Annotated in this window: 16 protein-coding genes; 4 read left to right on the top strand and 12 right to left on the bottom strand. The window is 67.5% G+C overall.

Features of this window, described 5'->3' with window-relative positions:
* Positions 1-62: 62 nt before the first annotated feature.
* Positions 63-518, bottom strand: a complete 456-nt coding sequence (locus ACYVLV_RS13350; RefSeq protein ID WP_460810627.1) for a hypothetical protein — start codon at positions 516-518, stop codon at positions 63-65.
* Positions 519-742: 224 nt separating this feature from the next.
* Here ACYVLV_RS13350 and ACYVLV_RS13345 point away from each other — a divergent pair, with 224 nt between their 5' ends.
* Genes ACYVLV_RS13345 through ACYVLV_RS13335 form a run of 3 tightly spaced genes read left to right on the top strand, consistent with a single transcriptional unit; the run spans position 743 to position 4079 of the window.
* A complete protein-coding gene (locus tag ACYVLV_RS13345; protein WP_460810625.1) occupies positions 743-1864 on the top strand; it encodes a YHYH protein in 1122 nt (373 codons plus the stop codon).
* Positions 1861-2955, top strand: a complete 1095-nt coding sequence (locus ACYVLV_RS13340; protein WP_460810624.1) for a YHYH protein — start codon at positions 1861-1863, stop codon at positions 2953-2955. The genes ACYVLV_RS13345 and ACYVLV_RS13340 overlap by 4 nt, the downstream gene beginning before the upstream one ends.
* A gap of 14 nt (positions 2956-2969) precedes the next feature.
* Complete coding sequence (locus ACYVLV_RS13335; protein ID WP_460810621.1) at positions 2970-4079, top strand: HupE/UreJ family protein; 1110 nt, start codon at positions 2970-2972, stop codon at positions 4077-4079.
* Positions 4080-4110: 31 nt separating this feature from the next.
* Here ACYVLV_RS13335 and ACYVLV_RS13330 read toward each other — a convergent pair whose 3' ends face one another.
* Positions 4111-4530 carry a hypothetical protein gene (locus ACYVLV_RS13330; protein WP_460810620.1) on the bottom strand — a complete coding sequence of 140 codons (420 nt, stop codon included), beginning with the start codon at positions 4528-4530 and terminating at the stop codon, positions 4111-4113.
* Between the two features lie 78 nt (positions 4531-4608).
* Between ACYVLV_RS13330 and rarD the strand changes: the two genes are divergently transcribed.
* Entirely contained in the window at positions 4609-5520 is a 912-nt protein-coding gene (gene rarD / locus ACYVLV_RS13325) for an EamA family transporter RarD (RefSeq protein ID WP_460810617.1), read from the top strand.
* A 111-nt stretch (positions 5521-5631) separates the two neighbouring features.
* Here rarD and ACYVLV_RS13320 read toward each other — a convergent pair whose 3' ends face one another.
* Genes ACYVLV_RS13320 through nuoF form a run of 10 tightly spaced genes read right to left on the bottom strand, consistent with a single transcriptional unit; the run spans position 5632 to position 18646 of the window.
* Positions 5632-6657: a polyprenyl synthetase family protein gene (locus tag ACYVLV_RS13320; protein ID WP_460810615.1), complete on the bottom strand. Its 1026-nt coding sequence runs from the start codon at positions 6655-6657 to the stop codon at positions 5632-5634.
* Positions 6635-8308, bottom strand: coding sequence for an NADH-quinone oxidoreductase subunit NuoN (gene nuoN / locus ACYVLV_RS13315; protein ID WP_460810614.1), 1674 nt, complete (start codon positions 8306-8308; stop codon positions 6635-6637). The genes ACYVLV_RS13320 and nuoN overlap by 23 nt, the downstream gene beginning before the upstream one ends.
* On the bottom strand, positions 8308-9870 hold the full coding sequence (locus ACYVLV_RS13310; protein ID WP_460810613.1) for an NADH-quinone oxidoreductase subunit M: 1563 nt from the start codon (positions 9868-9870) through the stop codon (positions 8308-8310). Before ACYVLV_RS13310 ends, nuoN begins: the two co-directional genes overlap by 1 nt.
* Positions 9870-11792: an NADH-quinone oxidoreductase subunit L gene (nuoL, locus tag ACYVLV_RS13305; RefSeq protein WP_460810611.1), complete on the bottom strand. Its 1923-nt coding sequence runs from the start codon at positions 11790-11792 to the stop codon at positions 9870-9872. Before nuoL ends, ACYVLV_RS13310 begins: the two co-directional genes overlap by 1 nt.
* 13 nt (positions 11793-11805) lie before the next feature.
* The gene (gene nuoK / locus ACYVLV_RS13300) at positions 11806-12099 is read right to left on the bottom strand and encodes an NADH-quinone oxidoreductase subunit NuoK (protein WP_460810609.1); all 294 of its coding nucleotides are present in this window, start codon (positions 12097-12099) and stop codon (positions 11806-11808) included.
* Positions 12096-12938, bottom strand: coding sequence for an NADH-quinone oxidoreductase subunit J (locus ACYVLV_RS13295; RefSeq protein WP_460810608.1), 843 nt, complete (start codon positions 12936-12938; stop codon positions 12096-12098). Before ACYVLV_RS13295 ends, nuoK begins: the two co-directional genes overlap by 4 nt.
* A complete protein-coding gene (nuoI, locus tag ACYVLV_RS13290) occupies positions 12935-13540 on the bottom strand; it encodes an NADH-quinone oxidoreductase subunit NuoI (RefSeq protein ID WP_460810606.1) in 606 nt (201 codons plus the stop codon). Before nuoI ends, ACYVLV_RS13295 begins: the two co-directional genes overlap by 4 nt.
* On the bottom strand, positions 13540-14913 hold the full coding sequence (nuoH, locus tag ACYVLV_RS13285; protein ID WP_460810605.1) for an NADH-quinone oxidoreductase subunit NuoH: 1374 nt from the start codon (positions 14911-14913) through the stop codon (positions 13540-13542). The genes nuoI and nuoH overlap by 1 nt, the downstream gene beginning before the upstream one ends.
* A complete protein-coding gene (locus tag ACYVLV_RS13280; protein WP_460810604.1) occupies positions 14910-17339 on the bottom strand; it encodes an NADH-quinone oxidoreductase subunit G in 2430 nt (809 codons plus the stop codon). The genes nuoH and ACYVLV_RS13280 overlap by 4 nt, the downstream gene beginning before the upstream one ends.
* Positions 17336-18646, bottom strand: a complete 1311-nt coding sequence (gene nuoF, locus ACYVLV_RS13275) for an NADH-quinone oxidoreductase subunit NuoF (protein ID WP_460811008.1) — start codon at positions 18644-18646, stop codon at positions 17336-17338. The genes ACYVLV_RS13280 and nuoF overlap by 4 nt, the downstream gene beginning before the upstream one ends.

Below are 18646 nucleotides of genomic sequence, written 5' to 3'. Positions count from 1 at the left end.
GCCCGGCCGCCTCTTGGTGAGGCGACCGGGCGTTTCGTCGTACGGCAGGGTTTCGACTCAGCTCAGACCCGGCTCTTGGTGATGCAGATGGGCAGACCCTTGGCCGTGCCGTAGGTGATCTTGGTCTGGTAGCTCTTGCGGAACTTGCCGTTGCCGGGGACCACGATCCGGTAGCACTGGGTCTGGTTGATCTTGGGACCGCCGGGAGCCTCAAAGCTGTAGTTGCCCTGACCGTTCGTGCGGATCGTGCGGTACCCGCGCCACTTCTTCGCATTCTGAGGGCGGCGCTGGATCACGACCTTGGTGCGGCTTCCGGGCTTGACCTTGCCCTTGATGATGACCTTCCGGTTCCGGCTCTTGTTCGTGGCGCTGATGTCGCGCTTGGGCTTGGCCGCCGCCGAGGCCGCGGACGTCGAAACGGAGGCGGAGGCTGCGGAAGAGGAGGCGACGAACCCGATCGGCACGAGGCCGATCAGGGCGAAGGTCATCAGACTGACCAGGATGCGTTGCGTACGCATGGATGGATCTCGCTTTCGTAGGGGTGATGCGGATGTCTACCATCCGCAGCCTCCCCAGCGGGACCTCCCACAAACGTGGAAAACCTGGTCAAACGCTCAACCACACCGGGCCGCTCACCCGAAGGTGGTCTCGATGCAGAGAGCGAATACCGGCCGATCACGTCCAGGATCAACCCCCAGCCTCTACACAGCGGGTTCACAGCTAGATCGTGAAGGCTGCTTCCATGCCCACAGCCCGAAACCCCATCGCGTCGGTCACGATGCGCCGCCGATCGCCCCTGTTCACGTTGCCTCTCGCGGCAGCCTTCATCCTGACGTCGTGCAGCTCCTCGGGGACCGTCTCCGAGACCGACACCGACGCTACTTCCGATGACACCGCCTCTTCGACCCAGAGCGCCGGCTCTTTCGACACGACCCTCTTCCTCGACGGCGCGCTGGTCGACGAGCCCACGACCGAGGACTGCACCCTGTCCGGTGGCACCGAGACGACCTGCTACCGGGTGACGGTCTCCGGCTACCCGACCGATCACGAAGTAGGTCCCTTCTGTCCCGAGACGATCACCGACGATGCCGAGGCCGGCGGCCTCTGGTTGGACGGGGAGAACCTGTACGACGTCGACGGTCAGTTCATCGAGGATCTCGCCACGACCTACGACGACGACGGCTGGCAGATGTACGACGAGGACGGGAACGTCCTGGTCACCGAGACCGCGGAGGAGTTCGAAGCCGCCGCGCGGCCCGACGTGGACCCTGATCTGGTCAATCACTGCGTCGAGGGCCGCCTGGAGTGGCTCGAGAACGGCGAGCCGATCGAGTCCACGGTCCTCATCCCCACCACACCCGTAGCCGCCGACTCCGCCACGGAGTCGAGGGGGAACCTCGGCATCACCCTCGACGGCGTGGTCATCGCGGCCTCAGCCCCGGTCGACGCGATCCTCGGCGCCTACACGATCGCCGCGTTCGACGACTGTGGCGGCCACTTCAACCCGTTCGAGGGCTACCACATGCACGGCGCCACCGGCTGTTCAGAGGTCGGTGAGGCAGCCGACGGCGAGACCGCCATGTTCGGCTACGCGATGGATGGCTACGCCGTGCACAGCCCCTACGCGGAGGGCGAAGCCCCTGAGGATCTCGACGAATGCAACGGCCACACGACGGACGCCGACGGCTACCACTACCACGCCAACTCTGCCGCTGAGAACCAGACCATCTCCTGCATGGTCGGGCAGACCGCCGAATCCGAGGATGCCGCCGGAGGGGCACCCGAAGGCGCCGGTCCTCCCGACGGCGCCGGTCCTCCCGACGGCGCGGGACCGCCCGCCGATGCGAACGGTGAGGACGGGTGACGCGCCCGAACCTGGGCTCGCGACGTCTGGTCGCCGCCCTCGCATCGATGCTGTTGATCGCCACCGCCTGCGGATCCGATGCGACCGACACCTCATCTGATGCCGCCGCAACGGCAACCGGAGGGTCCGACCCGACCACGGCGACCGAGAGTACGACTGACGTGGCAGCGCTCTTCACCGACGGAGCGCTGACCGAAGACGCAACGACGGTCGACTGCACGTTGGAGAACGGCAGCGAGACCACCTGCTACCAGTTCGAGGTCGACAGCCTGTCCTCGACCGTCGACACCGACGGTCCCTACTGCCCAGCCACAACAGCCGACACCGGCGGCATCTGGGTGTGGGACGGCGACGAACCCGGCCTCTACGGTCTCAACGAAGACTTCTGGGATCTGATGACGTCCCAGGGCTACGACTTCGTCGACTCGAACGGAGACATCACGATCACCGATCCCGGGGCACAGTCCGCGTCGTCGTCAGACACCGAGAACTCGTGTCTGGAAGCCACGGCCGACGGGTCCTATCACCTCCAGGTGTTGATCCCGACAGCCCCCGAGAAGCTCGATACCGTCTCCGACCTGGACACGGTGGGTCAGGTGGGCCTGGCGCTGGACGGCGTGACGATCTTCGCCGACGCGCCCTCGGTCGCCGATCGAGGTGGGCTGCCCGCACTGGATTCTTGCGGTGGCCACATCGATCCGTCCGGCTACTACCACTGGCACTTCGGCGCCGAGTCCATCCAGACCAACCTCGATGAGGCCGGCACCGGCGTGACCTGCTCGATCGACCAGGACGCCGAGACCCTCATCGGTTTCGCCTACGACGGCTACGGCATCTACGGCCCCGAGGAGGACCGGGCGATCCCCGCGGACCTCGACGAGTGCTCCGGGCACACGTCCACCACGGAGGAGTTCGGCGAGACGTACCACTACCACCTCACCTACGACTCCCCGAACCTTCCTGGCTGTTTGTCGGGCGCGACGGCAGAGAGCAAACTGACCAGCCCCGACAACTCCGAGGCATCCCTCCCCGGGGGTGACGGAGCAGACGGTGGTGGCCCCGGAGGCGGCGGCCCGCCGCCCGGTGAGTGACCGGTGAGTGACCGGTGACCCACGGACGGACTACGCGCTGGCTGACCACGACGCTGGTGGGTGTGGGGGCCGTCGCTTCGATACTGATCGGAGCTGCGCCGGCCTCGGCCCACGACACGACCAGTGAGGCCATCACCCTGACGGTGACCGATCAACGAATCCTGGGCACGGCGCCGGTCCTCTTCACCGAACTCGGGTACGACGACACGTCGGGTGACGGACTGATCGACGCCCAGGAACTCCAGGCCCAGGAGTCGACGGTGGTGACGGGACTCGTCAACACAGTCCGTGGCCAGGTGCGGATCGAGATCGACGGCGAGGAGGTCGTCATCATCGGGGCCGGCCCGGCTCCGACCAGTGGCGGCGAAGACACCGCCTCGCAGTACGTCGATCTCCTCTTCGCCACCGGGCCCCACGACGGCGCGGTGTCCGAGGTCGCCATCGACTGGTCCTTCACCTCACCCAGTGACCAGGTGCTGCTGTCCGGCGCGGAGGAGTCGGCCACCGGCCAACTCAGCAACGACGGTCGGGCCACGTTCTCCCTCGACCCGATCGCGGCTGCGCGATCGTTCTTCGTCACGGGCCTCGAGCATGTCAGTTTCGGCTTGGATCACCTTCTCTTCCTGGTGGTGCTGACCTTCGCGGTCGTAGGTTCCACCGTCAGTCGGTTCACGACCTGGCGGGTCGTCAAGCTGGTCACCGCCTTCACCATCGGTCACGCGACGAGCCTGGTCCTGGCCTACTTCGACATCGTCTCGATCCCGAGTCAGTGGGTGGAACCGGCCATCTCCCTGTCCATCGTCGCCGCCGCAGTTCTGGCCATTCGAGGCCGCGGTGACACCATCCGTCCCTGGATCGCCGCCGCGATAGGTCTGGTGCACGGACTGGGGTTTGCGAGCAGCCTGAGCGGCCTAGGCCTCGCTACGACCGCCAACGTGAGCGCGCTCGCGGCCTTCAACATCGGCATCGACGTAGCCCAGACCGCTGTGGTGCTGCTGGTGACCGGGACGATCTGGGCCGCCAGCAGGGTGCTCGACGAACGTCGTGATTGGCTCCGCGTCATCGTGTGCAGCATCGCCGCGCTCGTCGGGCTGACCTGGACCGCGTCTCGCCTGGCCTTCTGAACCCCGGCGAGCGCGGGTCGACGCCGGAGGGTTACCCGAAGGTGGTCTCGATGCAGAACCGCTTGCCGGCGTACCGGCCCCGGGAGGCCTTGAGGACGGTGGCCCGCCGATACTCGCCGTCGCTCGGCACGATCAATCGGTAACACACGACGTCCCCCGTGACCCCGCGCTTCTGGACCCGGATCCGGTAGCGGCTGGTCGAGGTGGAGCGTTCTCGGGAGTACGCCGTCCACCGGCCGTTGTTGAATCGCTGCTGGACGATGATCTCCCCGCGACGATAGGGCTGCTTGAAGCGTCCCTTGATGAGGAACCGGTCGCTCTGTCCGATCTCGCGAATCTCGGAGACGATGCCTCGACGCGGCTTGGCGGCCTCGACCGGCGCCGCGAGGGCGCCGAGGAGCAGCGTCAGAGCGATGGTGAACCCAACCATCGGGCGGCGTACGAGCGGCATGGTCCCCAGTCTGCCTGCCGGTGGACGACCGTGCGCGCAAACTCGTCGTGACGCCTTCTGGAGACCTACGATTGCGCGGTGCCGGACTCTCGACGCGGATTGCTCCTCGGGGCCTCGGCGTACCTCATGTGGGGTTCGTTCCCGCTCTACTGGCCGTTGCTCAAACCCGGTGGGCCGGTGGAGATCCTCGGGCACCGGGTGCTCTGGTCGATGCTGACCATGGGACTGCTCATTCTCCTGCTCCGCAAAGGCAAACAGCTCCGGGCTCTGTGGGTGGATCGCCGGGTCCGTTTGCTCCTGACCCTCGCCGCCGTCACCATCAGCATCAACTGGGCGACCTACATCTACGGCGTGAACTCCGGGCGGGTCGTGGAGACCTCCCTGGGCTACTTCATCAATCCACTGGTCACCGTCCTGATGGGTGTCCTCCTGCTGGGTGAGACCCTGCGTCGAACCCAATGGGTCGCCCTGGCCATCGGCTTCATCGCGGTGGTCGTGCTGACCGTCGACTACGGGCGCCCGCCGTACGTCGCACTGGTCCTGGCCTTCTCCTTCGGGACCTACGGGCTGGCGAAGAAGACAGCGAACGTCGGCGCGGTCGAGAGCCTGGCCTTCGAGACCACGGTGATCGCGCCGGTCGCGGCCGTCTACCTGACCTGGCTGACCCTGTCCGGCGGGGCCGCCTGGGCCGCCAACGGGGTTCCTCACGCGCTGCTCTACACCACCACCGGGATCGTGACCGCGATCCCTCTGATCTGCTTCGGCGCGGCGGCCACCCGGATCTCGATGGTCTCCCTGGGGTTGTTGCAGTACCTCGCCCCGATCCTGCAGTTCGCGCTCGGCCTACTGCTCTTCGACGAGGACATGCCCGCCGGACGCTGGGTGGGTTTCGTCCTGGTGTGGATCGCCCTGGTCATCTTCACCTACGAGGCCATCAACCATCGGCGCCGTCAGTTGCGCCTGACCGTCGCGGCGTCGACCGGCGCCTGACCGTGAGTCGGCGCGTATTGACGCCGGAAAACGCCCGAGTCGGCGCATGTTCGAAAACTTGCGCCGACTCACCGACCCACGAACGTCAACTTGCGCCGACTCACCGGTGGGTCAGGTCGAGCGGACGGCGACGACGTCGGCGAAGGCTTCCAGCGCCTGGCGAACCGGGCCCTCGGGGAGGGCGGTGAGCAAGGCCTTGGCCTCCGCGGCGCGGGCCACGACGTAGTCGGTGGCCTGCTGCATGGCCGGGTGGGCACGCAGAAGACCCAACGCTTCGGCGTGCAGGTCGTCGTCGGTCAAGGGCATGCCCAGCAGCTCGTGGAGGCGCGCGTCGGCCGGGTCGCCGGATGCTTGGGCCATCAGGACGGGCAGGGTCGGCACGCCCTCGCGCAGGTCGGTGCCGGGGGTCTTGCCGGACTCCTCGGTCTCCGAGGCGATGTCCAAGATGTCGTCGGAGAGCTGGAACGCCGAACCCACGATCTCGCCGTACGCCGTCAGGGCGGCCTCGACCTCGGGCGTGGCTCCCCCGAAGCGGGCGCCGTAGCGGGCGGAGGTGGCGATCAGCGATCCGGTCTTGCCGGCGACGACCTCGAGGTAGTGCTCCAGCGGGTCATCGTCCGGACCCGGGGCGACGGTCTCGAGGATCTGTCCCTCGACCAGCCGAGTGAACGTGTCGGCCTGGATGCGGACCGCGTCGGCGCCCAGCTCGGCCGTCAGAGCCGAGGACCTGGCGAACAGGAAGTCACCGGTCAGGATGGCCACCAGGTTGTCGAAGCGGGCGTTGGCCGAGTCCTCGCCCCGGCGCAGCTCCGCCTCGTCCATCACGTCGTCGTGGTAGAGCGAACCCACGTGGGTGATCTCCACGACGCAGGCCGCGGTGATGACCTCGGGGGCGTCCGGGCGCTCGCCGGCCTCGGCGGCCAGCAGGACCAGCAATGGCCGGAACCGTTTGCCGCCGGCGTCGAGCAGGTGACGCGCGGCCTCGGTGACGTACGGCGCACGACTGGTCGTGTGGCCGAAGAGAGCTTCCTCGACCACGGCCATGCGTGCGTCGAGACGGGCGGCAAGGGCGTCGTCGCCTACCGGCAGCGCCAAGGAGAGGGTCACGGGTTGATCACCGGATGAAGTCTCCCGCATTGGCAATCAGGTCGAGCAGGGGGCCCGGCACAACGCCGAGCACAAGGGTCGCCAGGGCGCACACCGCGATGGTGACAGTGGTGAACGGCGAGGCCGCGGTCACCTGGCCCACCTCGACCTGAGTGGCCACGGCGGCACCGCCGCCAACACCCTTCTCGACCAGGTCAGCACGCTCGACCGCGCTGTCTCCCGAGGGCGCGTTGGCCGGCTCTCCGAAGAACATCAGGCGGATGACCTGGATGTAGAAGTAGACCGCGATGACGCTGGAGGCGATCGCCACGAGCACCACCGGCCAGGCACCGGCCGACATGGCCACGGTGAAGACCGCCCACTTGCCCACGAACCCGGAGGTCAGTGGGATGCCGGCCATGGCGAGCAGGAAGAAGGCGAACACGCCGGCCACGAGGGGGGCTCGTCGACCGAGACCGGCCCAGCGGTCGAAGCCGCCGGCCTGTCCGGCGGAGTCGCGCACGAGGGTGCAGATGGCGAAGGCGCCCATGGTCGAGAAGCCGTAGGTGACCAGGTAGAACAGGACGGCGGTCAGCGAGGTGACCTGCCCGTCGGACAGCTCCGTGACGCTCTGTACACCGAGGACCCCGGTCAGCAGGAAGCCGGTGTGGGCCACCGAGGAGTAGGCGAGCATCCGCACCATGTCGGTCTGGACGATGGCGAGGATCGCGCCGACGAGCATCGTCAGGATCGCCACCACCCACATCATCGGCTGCCAGCTCCACCGGTCCGCACCGAAGGCGACGTAGAAGAGCCGCATGATCGCGCCGAAGGCAGCGACCTTCGTGGCGGCAGCCATGAAGGCGGTCACGGCGGTGGGGGCGCCCTGGTAGACGTCGGGCGTCCAGGACTGGAAGGGAGCAGCGCCGACCTTGAAGAAGAGGCCGACGGCCAGCATGCCCATCCCGATCAGCAGGAGGGTGGTGTTCCCGGCGTTGTTCTGCACGGCCTCGTTGATCTCGGAGAACTGCATCGAACCGGCGAACCCGTAGGTGAGGGCGACGCCGTAGAGGAAGAACCCCGAGGAGAAGGCGCCGAGGAGGAAGTACTTCATCGCTGCCTCCTGGCTGAGCAGTCGACGACGACGAGCCAGCCCACACAGCAGGTAGAGCGGCAACGAGAGGACCTCGAGGGCCACGAACATGGTGAGGAGGTCGTTGGCCGAGACGAACAGGAGCATGCCGGTGACCGCGAACATCATCAGCGGGTAGACCTCGGTCTGCTCGAGGTTCTTGTTCGCGGCCTCACGCTCGGCCTGGGTCCCGGGGAGCGCGGCGGCCTGGCCCGCGAAGGCAGAGACGCCGGAGTCGATCTGACGCTCGGCGAACAGAGCCACGCCACCGAAAGCGAAGACCAACAGGACGCCCCAGAGGATGACGGTCGGACCGTCCACGGTGATCGTTCCGCCGGCACCGAAGAGGCCACGTGCGGCCCCACCTTCGGCGACCTTCAGATCGGTCCCGACAATGACGACGAGCGCGAACGCGGCGGCGATACCGGTGAAGGCCAGACCGATCTGCGCCGTACGCCGCTGGGTCCGTGGCAGGGCCGCTTCGATGACCACGCCGAGGCAGGCCACGGCGAACACCAGGATCAGCGGTGACAGCTCGAAGTACTCGATGGTGGGCTTGACGAATTCCATCACTCGCCCTCTTCCTGCGTGGAGGTGTCTGCGGTTTCTGGTTCGACCGAGCCGGGCGGCACGACCGGGTCACTGTCGCTGATCCCCACTCGTTCCATCAGGCTCTCGGTGAACGGGTTGGCCACGTCGAGCAGCGGCTTGGGGAAGAACCCGAAGAACACCAGGGCCACCATGAGGGGCGCGATCGCGGCGATCTCGCGGACTCCGAGGTCGCGGGTGTCGGACTTCTCGAGGTCGACCGGAGTGGGCCCGGTCATCACTCGTTGGTACATCCACAGCACGTAGATGGCCGCGAGCACGATGCCGGTGACGGCGATGGCGCCGACGTACCAGCGGTAGTCGAAGGCGGAGAGGATGACCAGGAACTCCGAGACGAACGGGCTGGTGCCCGGCAGACCCAGCGTGGCGAGTCCTGCGACCAGGAACAACCCGGCCAGCACGGGGGTGACCTTCTCGATCCCGCCCATCTGGCTGATCAGGGCGGTCCCGCGACGGCGGTAGAGGTAGCCGGCGAGCAGGAACAGTGCGGCGGTGCTCAGACCGTGGTTGACCATGTAGAGGATCGACCCGGTCTGCCCCTGGCTGGAGAAGACGAAGATGCCCAGCACGATGAACCCGAAGTGGCTCAGCGAGGTCAGACCGATCAGGCGGAACACGTCGTCCTGTCCGATCGCGACCAGGGCGCCGTAGACGATGGAGATCAGGGCGAGCGTAACCACCACGGGGGTGGCCCAGACCGAGGCCTCGGGGAAGATGCCCAGGCAGAACCGGAGCATCCCGAAGGTGCCGATCTTGTCGAGCACGCAGACCAGCAGCACACTGGTCCCGGGGGTGGCCTTCTCGGTGGTGTCGGCCAACCAGGTGTGCACCGGGAAGAGCGGCGCCTTGATCGCGAAGGCGACGAAGAACCCGGCGAACAGCACCCGCCCGGCGTTGGTGCCGATGTCCAGGGCCATCAGGTCGCTGAGCAGGTAGGAGGGCGATCCCTCCTTGGCCGAGACGACGTAGAGGCCGATGACCGCGGCGAGCAGGACGAGACCGCCCGCGAGCTGGAACATCAGGAACTTCATCGCCGCGGCGCCTCGACCGGCCCGGCCGAAGCCGCCGATGAGGAAGTACGCCGGGATCAGCGTGGCCTCGAACACGACGTAGAAGAAGAACACGTCGGTGGCCGCGAAGACGGCCAGAGAGAGGGCCTCGAGGGCGAGGACCCAGGCGTAGAACGCTCGGGGGTTCTCATCGCCCTCGTTCCAACCGGCGACCAGGACGACCGGGACCAGGACGACGGTGAGCAGGATCATCAGCAGACCCAGTCCGTCGACACCCAGTGCGTAGTTGACGCCGAAGGCGCCGATCCACTGGTAGGTCTCGGTGAACTGCATCCCGGCGCCGACGTCGTACACCGTGGCGATGAGGATGCCGAGCAGCAGGGTCGCGGCGGAGAAGCCGACGGCGAGTTGCTTGGTCAGCGTCGCCGGGGCGAAGGGAATGACCAGCGCACCCACCAGCGGCAGGAGCAGGAGCAGGGTGAGGATCGGCATGTCGTTCAGTGCGGACTCCATCAGAGGTTCACCGCCAGGAGGGCCAGGACGACGATGAGCACGCCGACCATGACCGAGAGGGCGTAGGAGCGGACGAAACCGTTCTGGACCTTGCGCAGCTGGGAGCCGATGGCCCCGATGGCTGAGGCGGAGCCGGTGAAGACCCCGTCGGTGCCGGACCGGTCGAAGGTGGTCAGACCACCGACGAGGCGGCGACCGGGCTCGACGACGAGCCCTTCGTTGATCGCATCGCCGTAGAGATCGGCGCGGGCGGCCTTGGTCGCGAACGACACATCCTGGGGCGCAGTGGCGGGCACCTTCTGTTTGCCGACCAGGATCCAGGCGGCCGCGACACCGATAGCCACGACGCTCACGGTCAGCAGGGTGACCACGATGGCCGGGATGGCGGGTGAGTGCTCACCCTCCTCGCCGACCACGGGGGCGAGGAACTCGACGATGAAGTCACCGGCGAGCAGGACGCCGCCGAGCAGGGAGAGGGCAGCCAGGACGATCAGCGGGAACGTCATCACCTTGGGCGACTCGTGCGGGTGCACATCCTTGGCCCAACGCTTCTCGGTGAAGAAGGTCATCAGCATCAGCCGGGTCATGTAGAAGCCGGTGATCCCGGCGCCGATCAGGGCGCAGACACCGACGATCGGATTCTGGTCCAGGGCGACCTCGATGATCTTGTCCTTCGAGAAGAACCCGGAGAACCCGGGGAACCCGATGATCGCGAGGTAGCCCATGGCGAAGGTGATGAAGGTGATCGGCATCATCTTCTGCAGTCCGCCGTAGTGGCGCATGTCGACGTCGTCGTTCATCCCGTGCATCACCGAACCGGCGCCGAGGAACATGTTGGCCTTGAAGAATCCGTGGACGATGAGGTGGAAGACAGCGAAGGCGTATCCGGCCACCCCGAGTCCGGCACCGAGCATCATGTAGCCGATCTGGCTCATCGTGGAACCGGCGAGGACCTTCTTGATGTCGTCCTTCGCGCAACCGATGATCGCGCCCCAGATCAGGGTGACCGTCGCGACGATGACGACCACGGTCTGGGCGTGGGGCGCGAGTTCGAAGATGAAGTTGGAGCGGACGATCAGGTAGACGCCGGCGGTGACCATGGTCGCCGCGTGGATCAGGGCCGACACCGGGGTGGGGCCCTCCATGGCGTCCAGGAGCCAGGCCTGCAACGGGACCTGGGCCGACTTGGCGGCGGCTCCGAGCAGCAGCAGGAGGCCGATCGCGGTCAGGGTCCCCTCGGAGGCGCCCGAGGAGGCCTCGGAGATGCCGCTGAAGCTGGTCGTGCCGAAGGTGACGAAGAGCAGCATGATCGCCAGGGACAGCCCCATGTCGCCGACCCGGTTGATGACGAAGGCCTTCTTGGCGGCCGCGGCGGCGGAGGGCTTGTGCTGCCAGAAGCCGATCAACAGGTATGACGCGAGCCCGACGCCCTCCCAGCCGAGGAACAGCACGAGGTAGTTCTCGGCCAGCACGAGCATCAGCATCGCGGCGACGAACAGGTTGAGGTAGGCGAAGAAGCGGCGACGACGGGGGTCGTGCTCCATGTAGCCGATCGAGTAGACGTGGATCAGCGACCCGACACCGGTGATGAGGAGCAGGAACAGCGCCGACAACGGGTCGTAGAGCAGATCCATCCCGACGTCGAGGCCGCCGACCTGGATCCAGTCGTAGAGCTGTTGGCCGATCTGGCGTTCCTCCTCGTCACGACCGAGGAGTTGGAGGAACATCACCAGGCTCAGGACGAAGGAGCCGACCGGCAGGGCGGTGGCCAAAAGGTGGCCCCACTTGTCGGTGGCTCGTCCTCCGAGCAGGAGGATGACGGCGCCCGCGAGCGGGAGGGCGACGATCAGCCAGAGCAGGGAGAAGATCCCGTCGGCGGCGCCGGGGTCCACCACGGGGATGGACTCGGAGAGTGCGTACATGTGGAGAGTTCTCCTAGAACTTCAGCAGGCTCGCGTCGTCGACCGAGGCCGAGCGACGAGTCCGGAAGATGGTCATGATGATGGCCAGGCCGACCACGACCTCGGCAGCCGCCACCACCATCACGAAGAAGGCGGCGACCTGACCGTCGAGGTTCCCGTGTTGGCGGGCGAAGGCCACCAGGGCCAGGTTGGAGGCGTTGAGCATCAACTCCACGCACATGAAGACCACCAGGGCGTTGCGTCGGGTCAGCACGCCCACGCAACCGATGGTGAACAAGATCGCCGAGAGAACGATGTATTCGGTCATGACCGGGGTCCCTCCCCATCCGTCGTCACGTCTTCTTCGGTGTGGGCCGCGGCCGCGTTGCGTCCGGAGGTTTCCGGCATGGTCGCCGGGTCGACCCCCATCTGGCGTTGCAGGTCCTCGATGTCGTCGGCCAGGGCCGGTGCGGAGCGCACCGTGCCACGGGCCGCGAGCACCCGCGAGATCGAGGCTTCGGCCGCGGTCCCGTCGGGGAGTAGGGCGGGGGTGTCGACCGCGTTGTGGCGAGCGAACACCCCGGGGGTCGGCAGGGGGCCCATGGGCTTGCCGGAGTCGGCGTAGTCCCGGACGCGCTGCTGGGCGAGCTCGGACTGGCCGGGCTTCGGGGTCAGCCGCTCGCGGTGTGCGAGGACCATGGCCCCGACCGCGGCGGTGATCAGCAGGGCGCTGGTGGTCTCGAAGGCGAACACGTAGCGGGAGAACAGCAGGTTCGCCAACGCTTCGATGTTGCCCGCGCGGTTGGCCTCCTCCAGTCCCACGGTCGCACCGAGGGTGATCTGGCCGAGTCCGACGACCAGCACCGTGCCCAGCAGGAGTCCGCTCCCGATGGCCATGACGCGCTGGCCCTTGATCGTCTCGACCACCGAGTCGGAGGCGTCGACCCCGACGAGCATCACGACGAAGAGGAACAGCATCAAGATCGCGCCGGTGTAGACGATGATCTGCACCACGAACAGGAAGGGCGCCTCGAGGGCCAGGTAGAGGATCGAGAGGCTGATCATCACGACCGCGAGCAGAAGCGCTGCGTGCACGGCCTTGCGGACGAACAACACCCCCAGGGCGGCGACGACCATGATCGGCGCGAGGATCCAGAACGCGATCATGGTGAGGCCTCCCCGTCCACGCCGATGGCGGCGCCGGCGGGAGTGCCGGGCGCGGGGACCGCGAACTCACCGCGGTAGTACTGCTCGGCGTCGTCGGCCAACAACATGGCGTGCGGCGGTGCCTGCATGCCCGGAAGCAGCGGGGCGATCAGGTCGGACTTCTCATAGATCAGGTCCGCCCGGTTGTCGTCGGCCAGTTCGTACTCGTTGGTCATGGTCAACGCACGCGTCGGGCAGGCCTCGATGCACAGCCCGCACAGGATGCAACGCAGGTAGTTGATCTGGTAGACGCGGCCGTACCGCTCTCCGGGGGAGAACCGACCCGACTCTCCGTCGGGGCCCGCGGCGTCGTCGTTGCTGGCGCCCTCGACGTAGATCGCGTCGGCGGGACAGGCCCAGGCGCACAGCTCGCAGCCGATGCACTTCTCCAGACCGTCGGGCCAACGGTTGAGTTGGTGACGTCCGTGGAAGCGCGGTGCCGTGGGCATCTTCTCGAAGGGGTACTGCTCGGTCACCACCTTCTTGAACATGGTCCGGAACGTGACACCGAACCCGGCGACCGGATCGATGAATTGTTCCTTGAAGGTCTTGGGTTCGGCCATCAGGCGTCGTCTCCCTGGGTTGAGCGGGTGTGGCCGGACCCGGCCGGAGCCGACTCCTGCGTGATCGAGCCCTGGAACGTGAGCGGGGCAGCGGCACCGCGCACGGCGCCACCCTCGGGCAGCGGGGGCACGGGGAAGCCCCCGGTCGGTGCGACCGGGACGATCCGGCCGTCGCTGTCGTCGGCCTCCGCCCCGAAGAGGAAGAACACCAGCAGGACGGCCAGGATCACGCCGAAGCCGATGAACAGCACCGGACGGGTGAGGTAGCCCTCCTCGGTGACGACCTTCACGGTGGCGATCATGATGATCCAGGCCAGGGAGGCCGGGATGAGCACCTTCCAGCCGAACCGCATGAACTGGTCGTAGCGCAGACGCGGGAGCGAGCCACGCAGCCAGATGAACATGAAGATGAACAGGAACATCTTGCCGAAGAACCAGATCAACGGGACGTAGCCCTCATTGGCTCCGGCCCAGACCCGGTCGATCCAGAACGGGGCGCGCCAGCCGCCGAGGAACAGCGTGGTGGCGAGTGCCGAGACGGTGGCCATGTTGATGTATTCGGCGAGGAAGAACATGGCGAACTTGATCGAGGAGTACTCCGTGTGGAACCCACCGACGAGTTCACCCTCGGCCTCGGGCATGTCGAAGGGGGCCCGGTTGGTCTCCCCCACCATCGAGATCACGTAGATCACGAACGACGGGGCGAGGATCAACCCGAACCAGAAGGTGTCCTGGGCGGCGACGATCTCGGAGGTGGAGATGGAGCCGGCGTAGAGGAAGACCCCGACCAGGGCCAGACCCATTGCGACCTCGTAGGAGATCATCTGGGCGCTGGAGCGCAGCCCGCCGAGGAGGGCGTAGGTCGACCCGCTGGACCAGCCGCCCAGCACGATGCCGTAGATCCCGATCGAGGCGACGGCCATCACGAACAGGACCGCGACAGGCATGTCGGTCAGTTGCAGCGGGGTGGTGCGGTCGGTGAACGGGAGTCCCGCCTCCGGGCCGAAGGGGATCACTGCGAAGGTGATGAACGCAGGCACCGCGGCGATCAGGGGGGCCAGCACGAAGACGAGCCGGTCGGCCGCCTTAGGGATGAAGTCCTCCTTGAACATCAGCTTCGCCCCGTCCGCGAGGGACTGGAGCAGACCGAAGGGCCCGTTGACGTTGGGGCCGATCCGGTGCTGCATCCGGGCCACGACGCGACGCTCGGCCCAGATGTTGAACAGAGTCAGCAGCACCAGCACCAGGAAGATGACGAAGGTCTTGACCAGTACCAGCCACCAGGGGTCCTTGCCGAAGGCGCTGAGGTCATCGACCATCGGCAGCACTCCGATGCTGCTGATCGAGCTGGCTGAGAGCGTCGAGATCATCATGCGGCCCCTCCCTTGACGGTGACACGACTGCCGGGTGAGGCCACGTCGGCGAGCACACCGTTGCCGGTGGAGTTGGTGGGCACCCACACGACCCCGTCGACGAGGTCGTCGACCGGCTCCGCGGGCAGCGTCATCGAACCACGGTCACCGGTGATGGTGACGTCGGGTCCGACCGCGTCGAAGACGCTGCGTGAGACCCGGGCCACGACCGGGCGGGCGGTGGCGGCGAGGTGCTTGTCACCGTCCTGCATGGAGCCGTTGTCCAACATCTGCTTCCAGGTCGCGAGGACCTGACCGCTGCCGAGGTGGTCGGCGTCGGCCGCAGAGGCCGCGACCGCGCTGACGCGCTCGCCGTCCCAGGCACCCATCTCGGACATCTGGACGCGCACCTGCGCCACGGTCCGGAAGCCCAGGGGCGACCCCTGACCGAGGGCGACGAGTTCGTCGGCGATGCCGGAGAGGATCCGCAGGTCGGGCAGCGAACTCGGGTTGGTGAGCACCGCTTCGAAGGGCCTGGGTCGACCCTCCCAGGTCACGAAGGTTCCGGCCTTGTCGGTCACGGGGGCGACGGGGAAGACCACGTCGGCGGCCCGTGTCACCTCGGTCTCGCGCAGGTCGAGGGCGACCACGAACCGGGCCGCTTCGAGCGCAGCGCGCGTGGCGGCGGGGTCGGCGGTGTCGTCGGGGTCGACGCCTCCGACGACCAGTCCGGACAGTTCGCCGGCCACCAGGGCGGCGACGATGGCGTCCGCGTCACGACCTGCGGTCTCCGGCAGGGTCGGGACACCCCACGCGGTGGCGGCGTCGACGCGAGCCGAGGCGTCGGCGACGGGGCGACCGCCCGGCAGCAGGGTGGGCAGACACCCGGAGTCGACGGCGCCACGGTCGCCCGCGCGACGGGGCACCCACGCGAGGCGGGCTCCGGTGCGCTGGGCGAGGGTGGCCGCTGCGGTGAGCGCTCCGGGTGAGGTGGCGAGGCGTTCGCCGACCAGGATCACCGACGTGGTGTCGATGCCGTGCTCGGCGTGGTCGGTCATGGCCTCGAGGGCGGCGGCCTCCTCGCCGGGGACGGTCGGGAGCAGGGTGCCGTGCACCTTGCTCAACCCGCGGGTGGTGAACGGGGCGATGGCCAGCACCCGGGTGCCACCGGCCAGGACGCTCTTGCGCAGACGCAGGAAGATCGTGCCCGCTTCGTCCTCGGGTTCGAGCCCGGCCAGGACGACGGTCGCCGCGGACTCGAGGTCGGCGTACGACACCATGTCGGGTCCGGTCAGGGCCACGTGGGCTCCGAGGAACGACTCCTCCTCAGCGGAGAGGGGCCGGGCGCGGAAGTCGATGTCGTTGGTGCCGAGCGAGACCCGGGCGAACTTGCTGTAGGCGAAGGCGTCCTCGGCGGTCACCCGACCACCGGTGAGGACCGCCGAGGCCCCGGCGGCGTGCAGGCCGCGGGCCGCGACGGTGAAGGCCTCGGGCCAGGAGGCGGGTCGCAGAGAGCCGTCCTCGTCCCGGACCTGCGGGTAGGTGATCCGGTCCTCTTCACGGGCGTAGGTGAAGGCGAAGCGGTCCTTGTCGCTGATCCACTCCTCGTTGACCTCGGGGTCGTTGCCGGCCAGGCGACGCATCACCTTGCCGCGGCGGTGGTCGACGCGGATCGCGGCACCACAGGAGTCGTGCTCGGCCACCCCGGGGGTCGAGATGAGGTCGAAGGGCCGCGAACGGAAGCGGTACGCCGCCGAGGTGAGGGCACCGACCGGGCAGATCTGGATCGTGTTGCCCGAGAAGTAGGACTGCAGCGGTTCCTTCTCGTAGATACCGACCTGCTGGAGGGCGCCGCGCTCGATCAGGGCGATGAACGGGTCGCCGGCGATCTGCTCGGAGAAGCGGGTGCAACGGGCGCACAGCACGCACCGCTCCCGGTCCAACAGCACCTGGGCGGAGATGTTGATGGGCTTGGGGAAGGTCCGCTTGATGCCGCCGTCGGCGGAGAAGCGTGATTCGCCGCGGCCGTTGGACATGGCCTGGTTCTGCAGCGGGCACTCCCCACCCTTGTCGCACACGGGGCAGTCGAGGGGGTGGTTGATGAGCAGGAACTCCATGATTCCCTGCTGAGCCTTCTCGGCCACCTCGCTGGTGGCCTGGGTGCTGACGACCATGCCCTCGGCGACCGGCAGCGTGCAGGAGGCCTGCGGCTTGGGGAAGCCGCGGCCGTTGCCGGCGTCGGGGACCTCCACCAGGCACTGACGGCAGGCGCCGACCGGTGCGAGCAACGGGTGGTCACAGAAGCGCGGGATCTGGACGCCGACCTGTTCGGCCGCCCGGATCACCAGGGTGTCCTTCGCGACGCTGGTCTGCACGCCGTCGATGGTCACGTTGACCATTTCGATCGCGGGCTCGGCGGCGGGCGCCTTCTCAGGGGTGGTGGTCATCGCACTGCTCCGGCAGGGGTGAAGACGGTGGAGGCCATCGGGTCGAACGGGCAGCCCCCGTGGGTGAGGTGAGCGAGGTACTCCTCGCGGAAGTACTGGATCGAACTCGAGATCGGGCTGGTCGCCCCGTCGGCGAGAGCACAGAAGGAACGACCCATGATGTTGTCGCACTGGTCGAGCAACAGGTCGAGGTCCGCTTCGCTGCCCTGCCCCTGCTCCAACCGGGCCAGGGTCTGGACCAACCACCACGTGCCCTCACGGCACGGGGTGCACTTGCCGCAGGACTCGTGCTTGTAGAACTCGGTCCAGCGCAGGACGGCACGCAGCACGCAGGTGGTCTCGTCGAAGATCTGCAGCGCCCGGGTGCCGAGCATCGAGCCGGCTTCGCCGACCCCTTCGAAGTCGAGGGGTACGTCGAGGTGGGCGTCGGTCAGCAGCGGGGTGCTGGATCCGCCGGGGGTCCAGAACTTCAGCTGATGGCCCTCACGGATCCCACCGGCGAGGTCGATCAGTTCCCGCAGGGTGATCCCGAGCGGGGCTTCGTACTGACCGGGGTTGGTGACGTGCCCGGAGAGGCTGAAGATGCCGTAGCCCTTGGACTTCTCGGTGCCCATGGAGGAGAACCAGTCGGCGCCGCGGTCGATGATGCTGGGCACCGAGGCAATCGACTCGACGTTGTTGATGACGGTGGGGCTGGCGTAGAGGCCGGCCACGGCCGGGAACGGCGGACGCAACCGTGGTTGTCCGCGGCGTCCCTCGAGACCCTCGAGCAGGGCGGTCTCCTCGCCACAGATGTAGGCACCGGCGCCGGCGTGGACGATCAGGTCCAGGTCGAAACCCGAGCCGTGGATGTTCTTGCCGAGATGACCGGCGGCGTACGCCTCGGCGACCGCGGCCTGGACCCGACGGATGACGTGGAGGATCTCCCCGCGCACGTAGATGAAGGCGGTGTTCGCGCGGATCGCGAAGGAGGAGATGATCACGCCCTCGACCAGCAGGTGCGGCGAGGCCATCATCAGGGGCGTGTCCTTGCAGGTGCCCGGCTCGGACTCGTCGGCGTTGACCACGAGGTACTTCGGCTTGGGATTGTCCTGGGGAATGAAGCCCCACTTCATGCCCGTCGGGAAGCCAGCGCCACCGCGACCGCGCAGACCGGAGTCCTTGACCGCAGTGATGATGTCGTCCGGCGCCATCGCCAGGGCCTTCTTCAGACCCTGGTAGCCGCCGCGCGACTCATAGGTCTGCAGGGTCCAGCTGCGTTCGGCGTCCCAGTCCTCGGTGAGCACCGGGGTCAACATGTCCACCAC

This window comes from Nocardioides salsibiostraticola (genome assembly GCF_054783655.1).
The sequence above is the reverse complement of the archived record's forward strand: the minus strand, read 5'-3'. Positions and strand labels throughout refer to the sequence as shown.

Coding starts and splice junctions, on each gene's coding strand:
- ACYVLV_RS13320 (WP_460810615.1), bottom strand. CDS start 6,657: ATGCGGGAGACTTCATCCGGTGATCAACCCGTGACCCTCTCCTTGGCG.
- nuoK (WP_460810609.1), bottom strand. CDS start 12,099: ATGACCGAATACATCGTTCTCTCGGCGATCTTGTTCACCATCGGTTGC.
- nuoL (WP_460810611.1), bottom strand. CDS start 11,792: ATGTACGCACTCTCCGAGTCCATCCCCGTGGTGGACCCCGGCGCCGCC.
- ACYVLV_RS13280 (WP_460810604.1), bottom strand. CDS start 17,339: ATGACCACCACCCCTGAGAAGGCGCCCGCCGCCGAGCCCGCGATCGAA.
- ACYVLV_RS13350 (WP_460810627.1), bottom strand. CDS start 518: ATGCGTACGCAACGCATCCTGGTCAGTCTGATGACCTTCGCCCTGATC.
- ACYVLV_RS13310 (WP_460810613.1), bottom strand. CDS start 9,870: ATGGAGTCCGCACTGAACGACATGCCGATCCTCACCCTGCTCCTGCTC.
- ACYVLV_RS13345 (WP_460810625.1), top strand. CDS start 743: ATGCCCACAGCCCGAAACCCCATCGCGTCGGTCACGATGCGCCGCCGA.
- ACYVLV_RS13330 (WP_460810620.1), bottom strand. CDS start 4,530: ATGCCGCTCGTACGCCGCCCGATGGTTGGGTTCACCATCGCTCTGACG.
- nuoN (WP_460810614.1), bottom strand. CDS start 8,308: ATGGAATTCGTCAAGCCCACCATCGAGTACTTCGAGCTGTCACCGCTG.
- nuoH (WP_460810605.1), bottom strand. CDS start 14,913: ATGATGATCTCGACGCTCTCAGCCAGCTCGATCAGCAGCATCGGAGTG.
- ACYVLV_RS13295 (WP_460810608.1), bottom strand. CDS start 12,938: ATGATCGCGTTCTGGATCCTCGCGCCGATCATGGTCGTCGCCGCCCTG.
- nuoI (WP_460810606.1), bottom strand. CDS start 13,540: ATGGCCGAACCCAAGACCTTCAAGGAACAATTCATCGATCCGGTCGCC.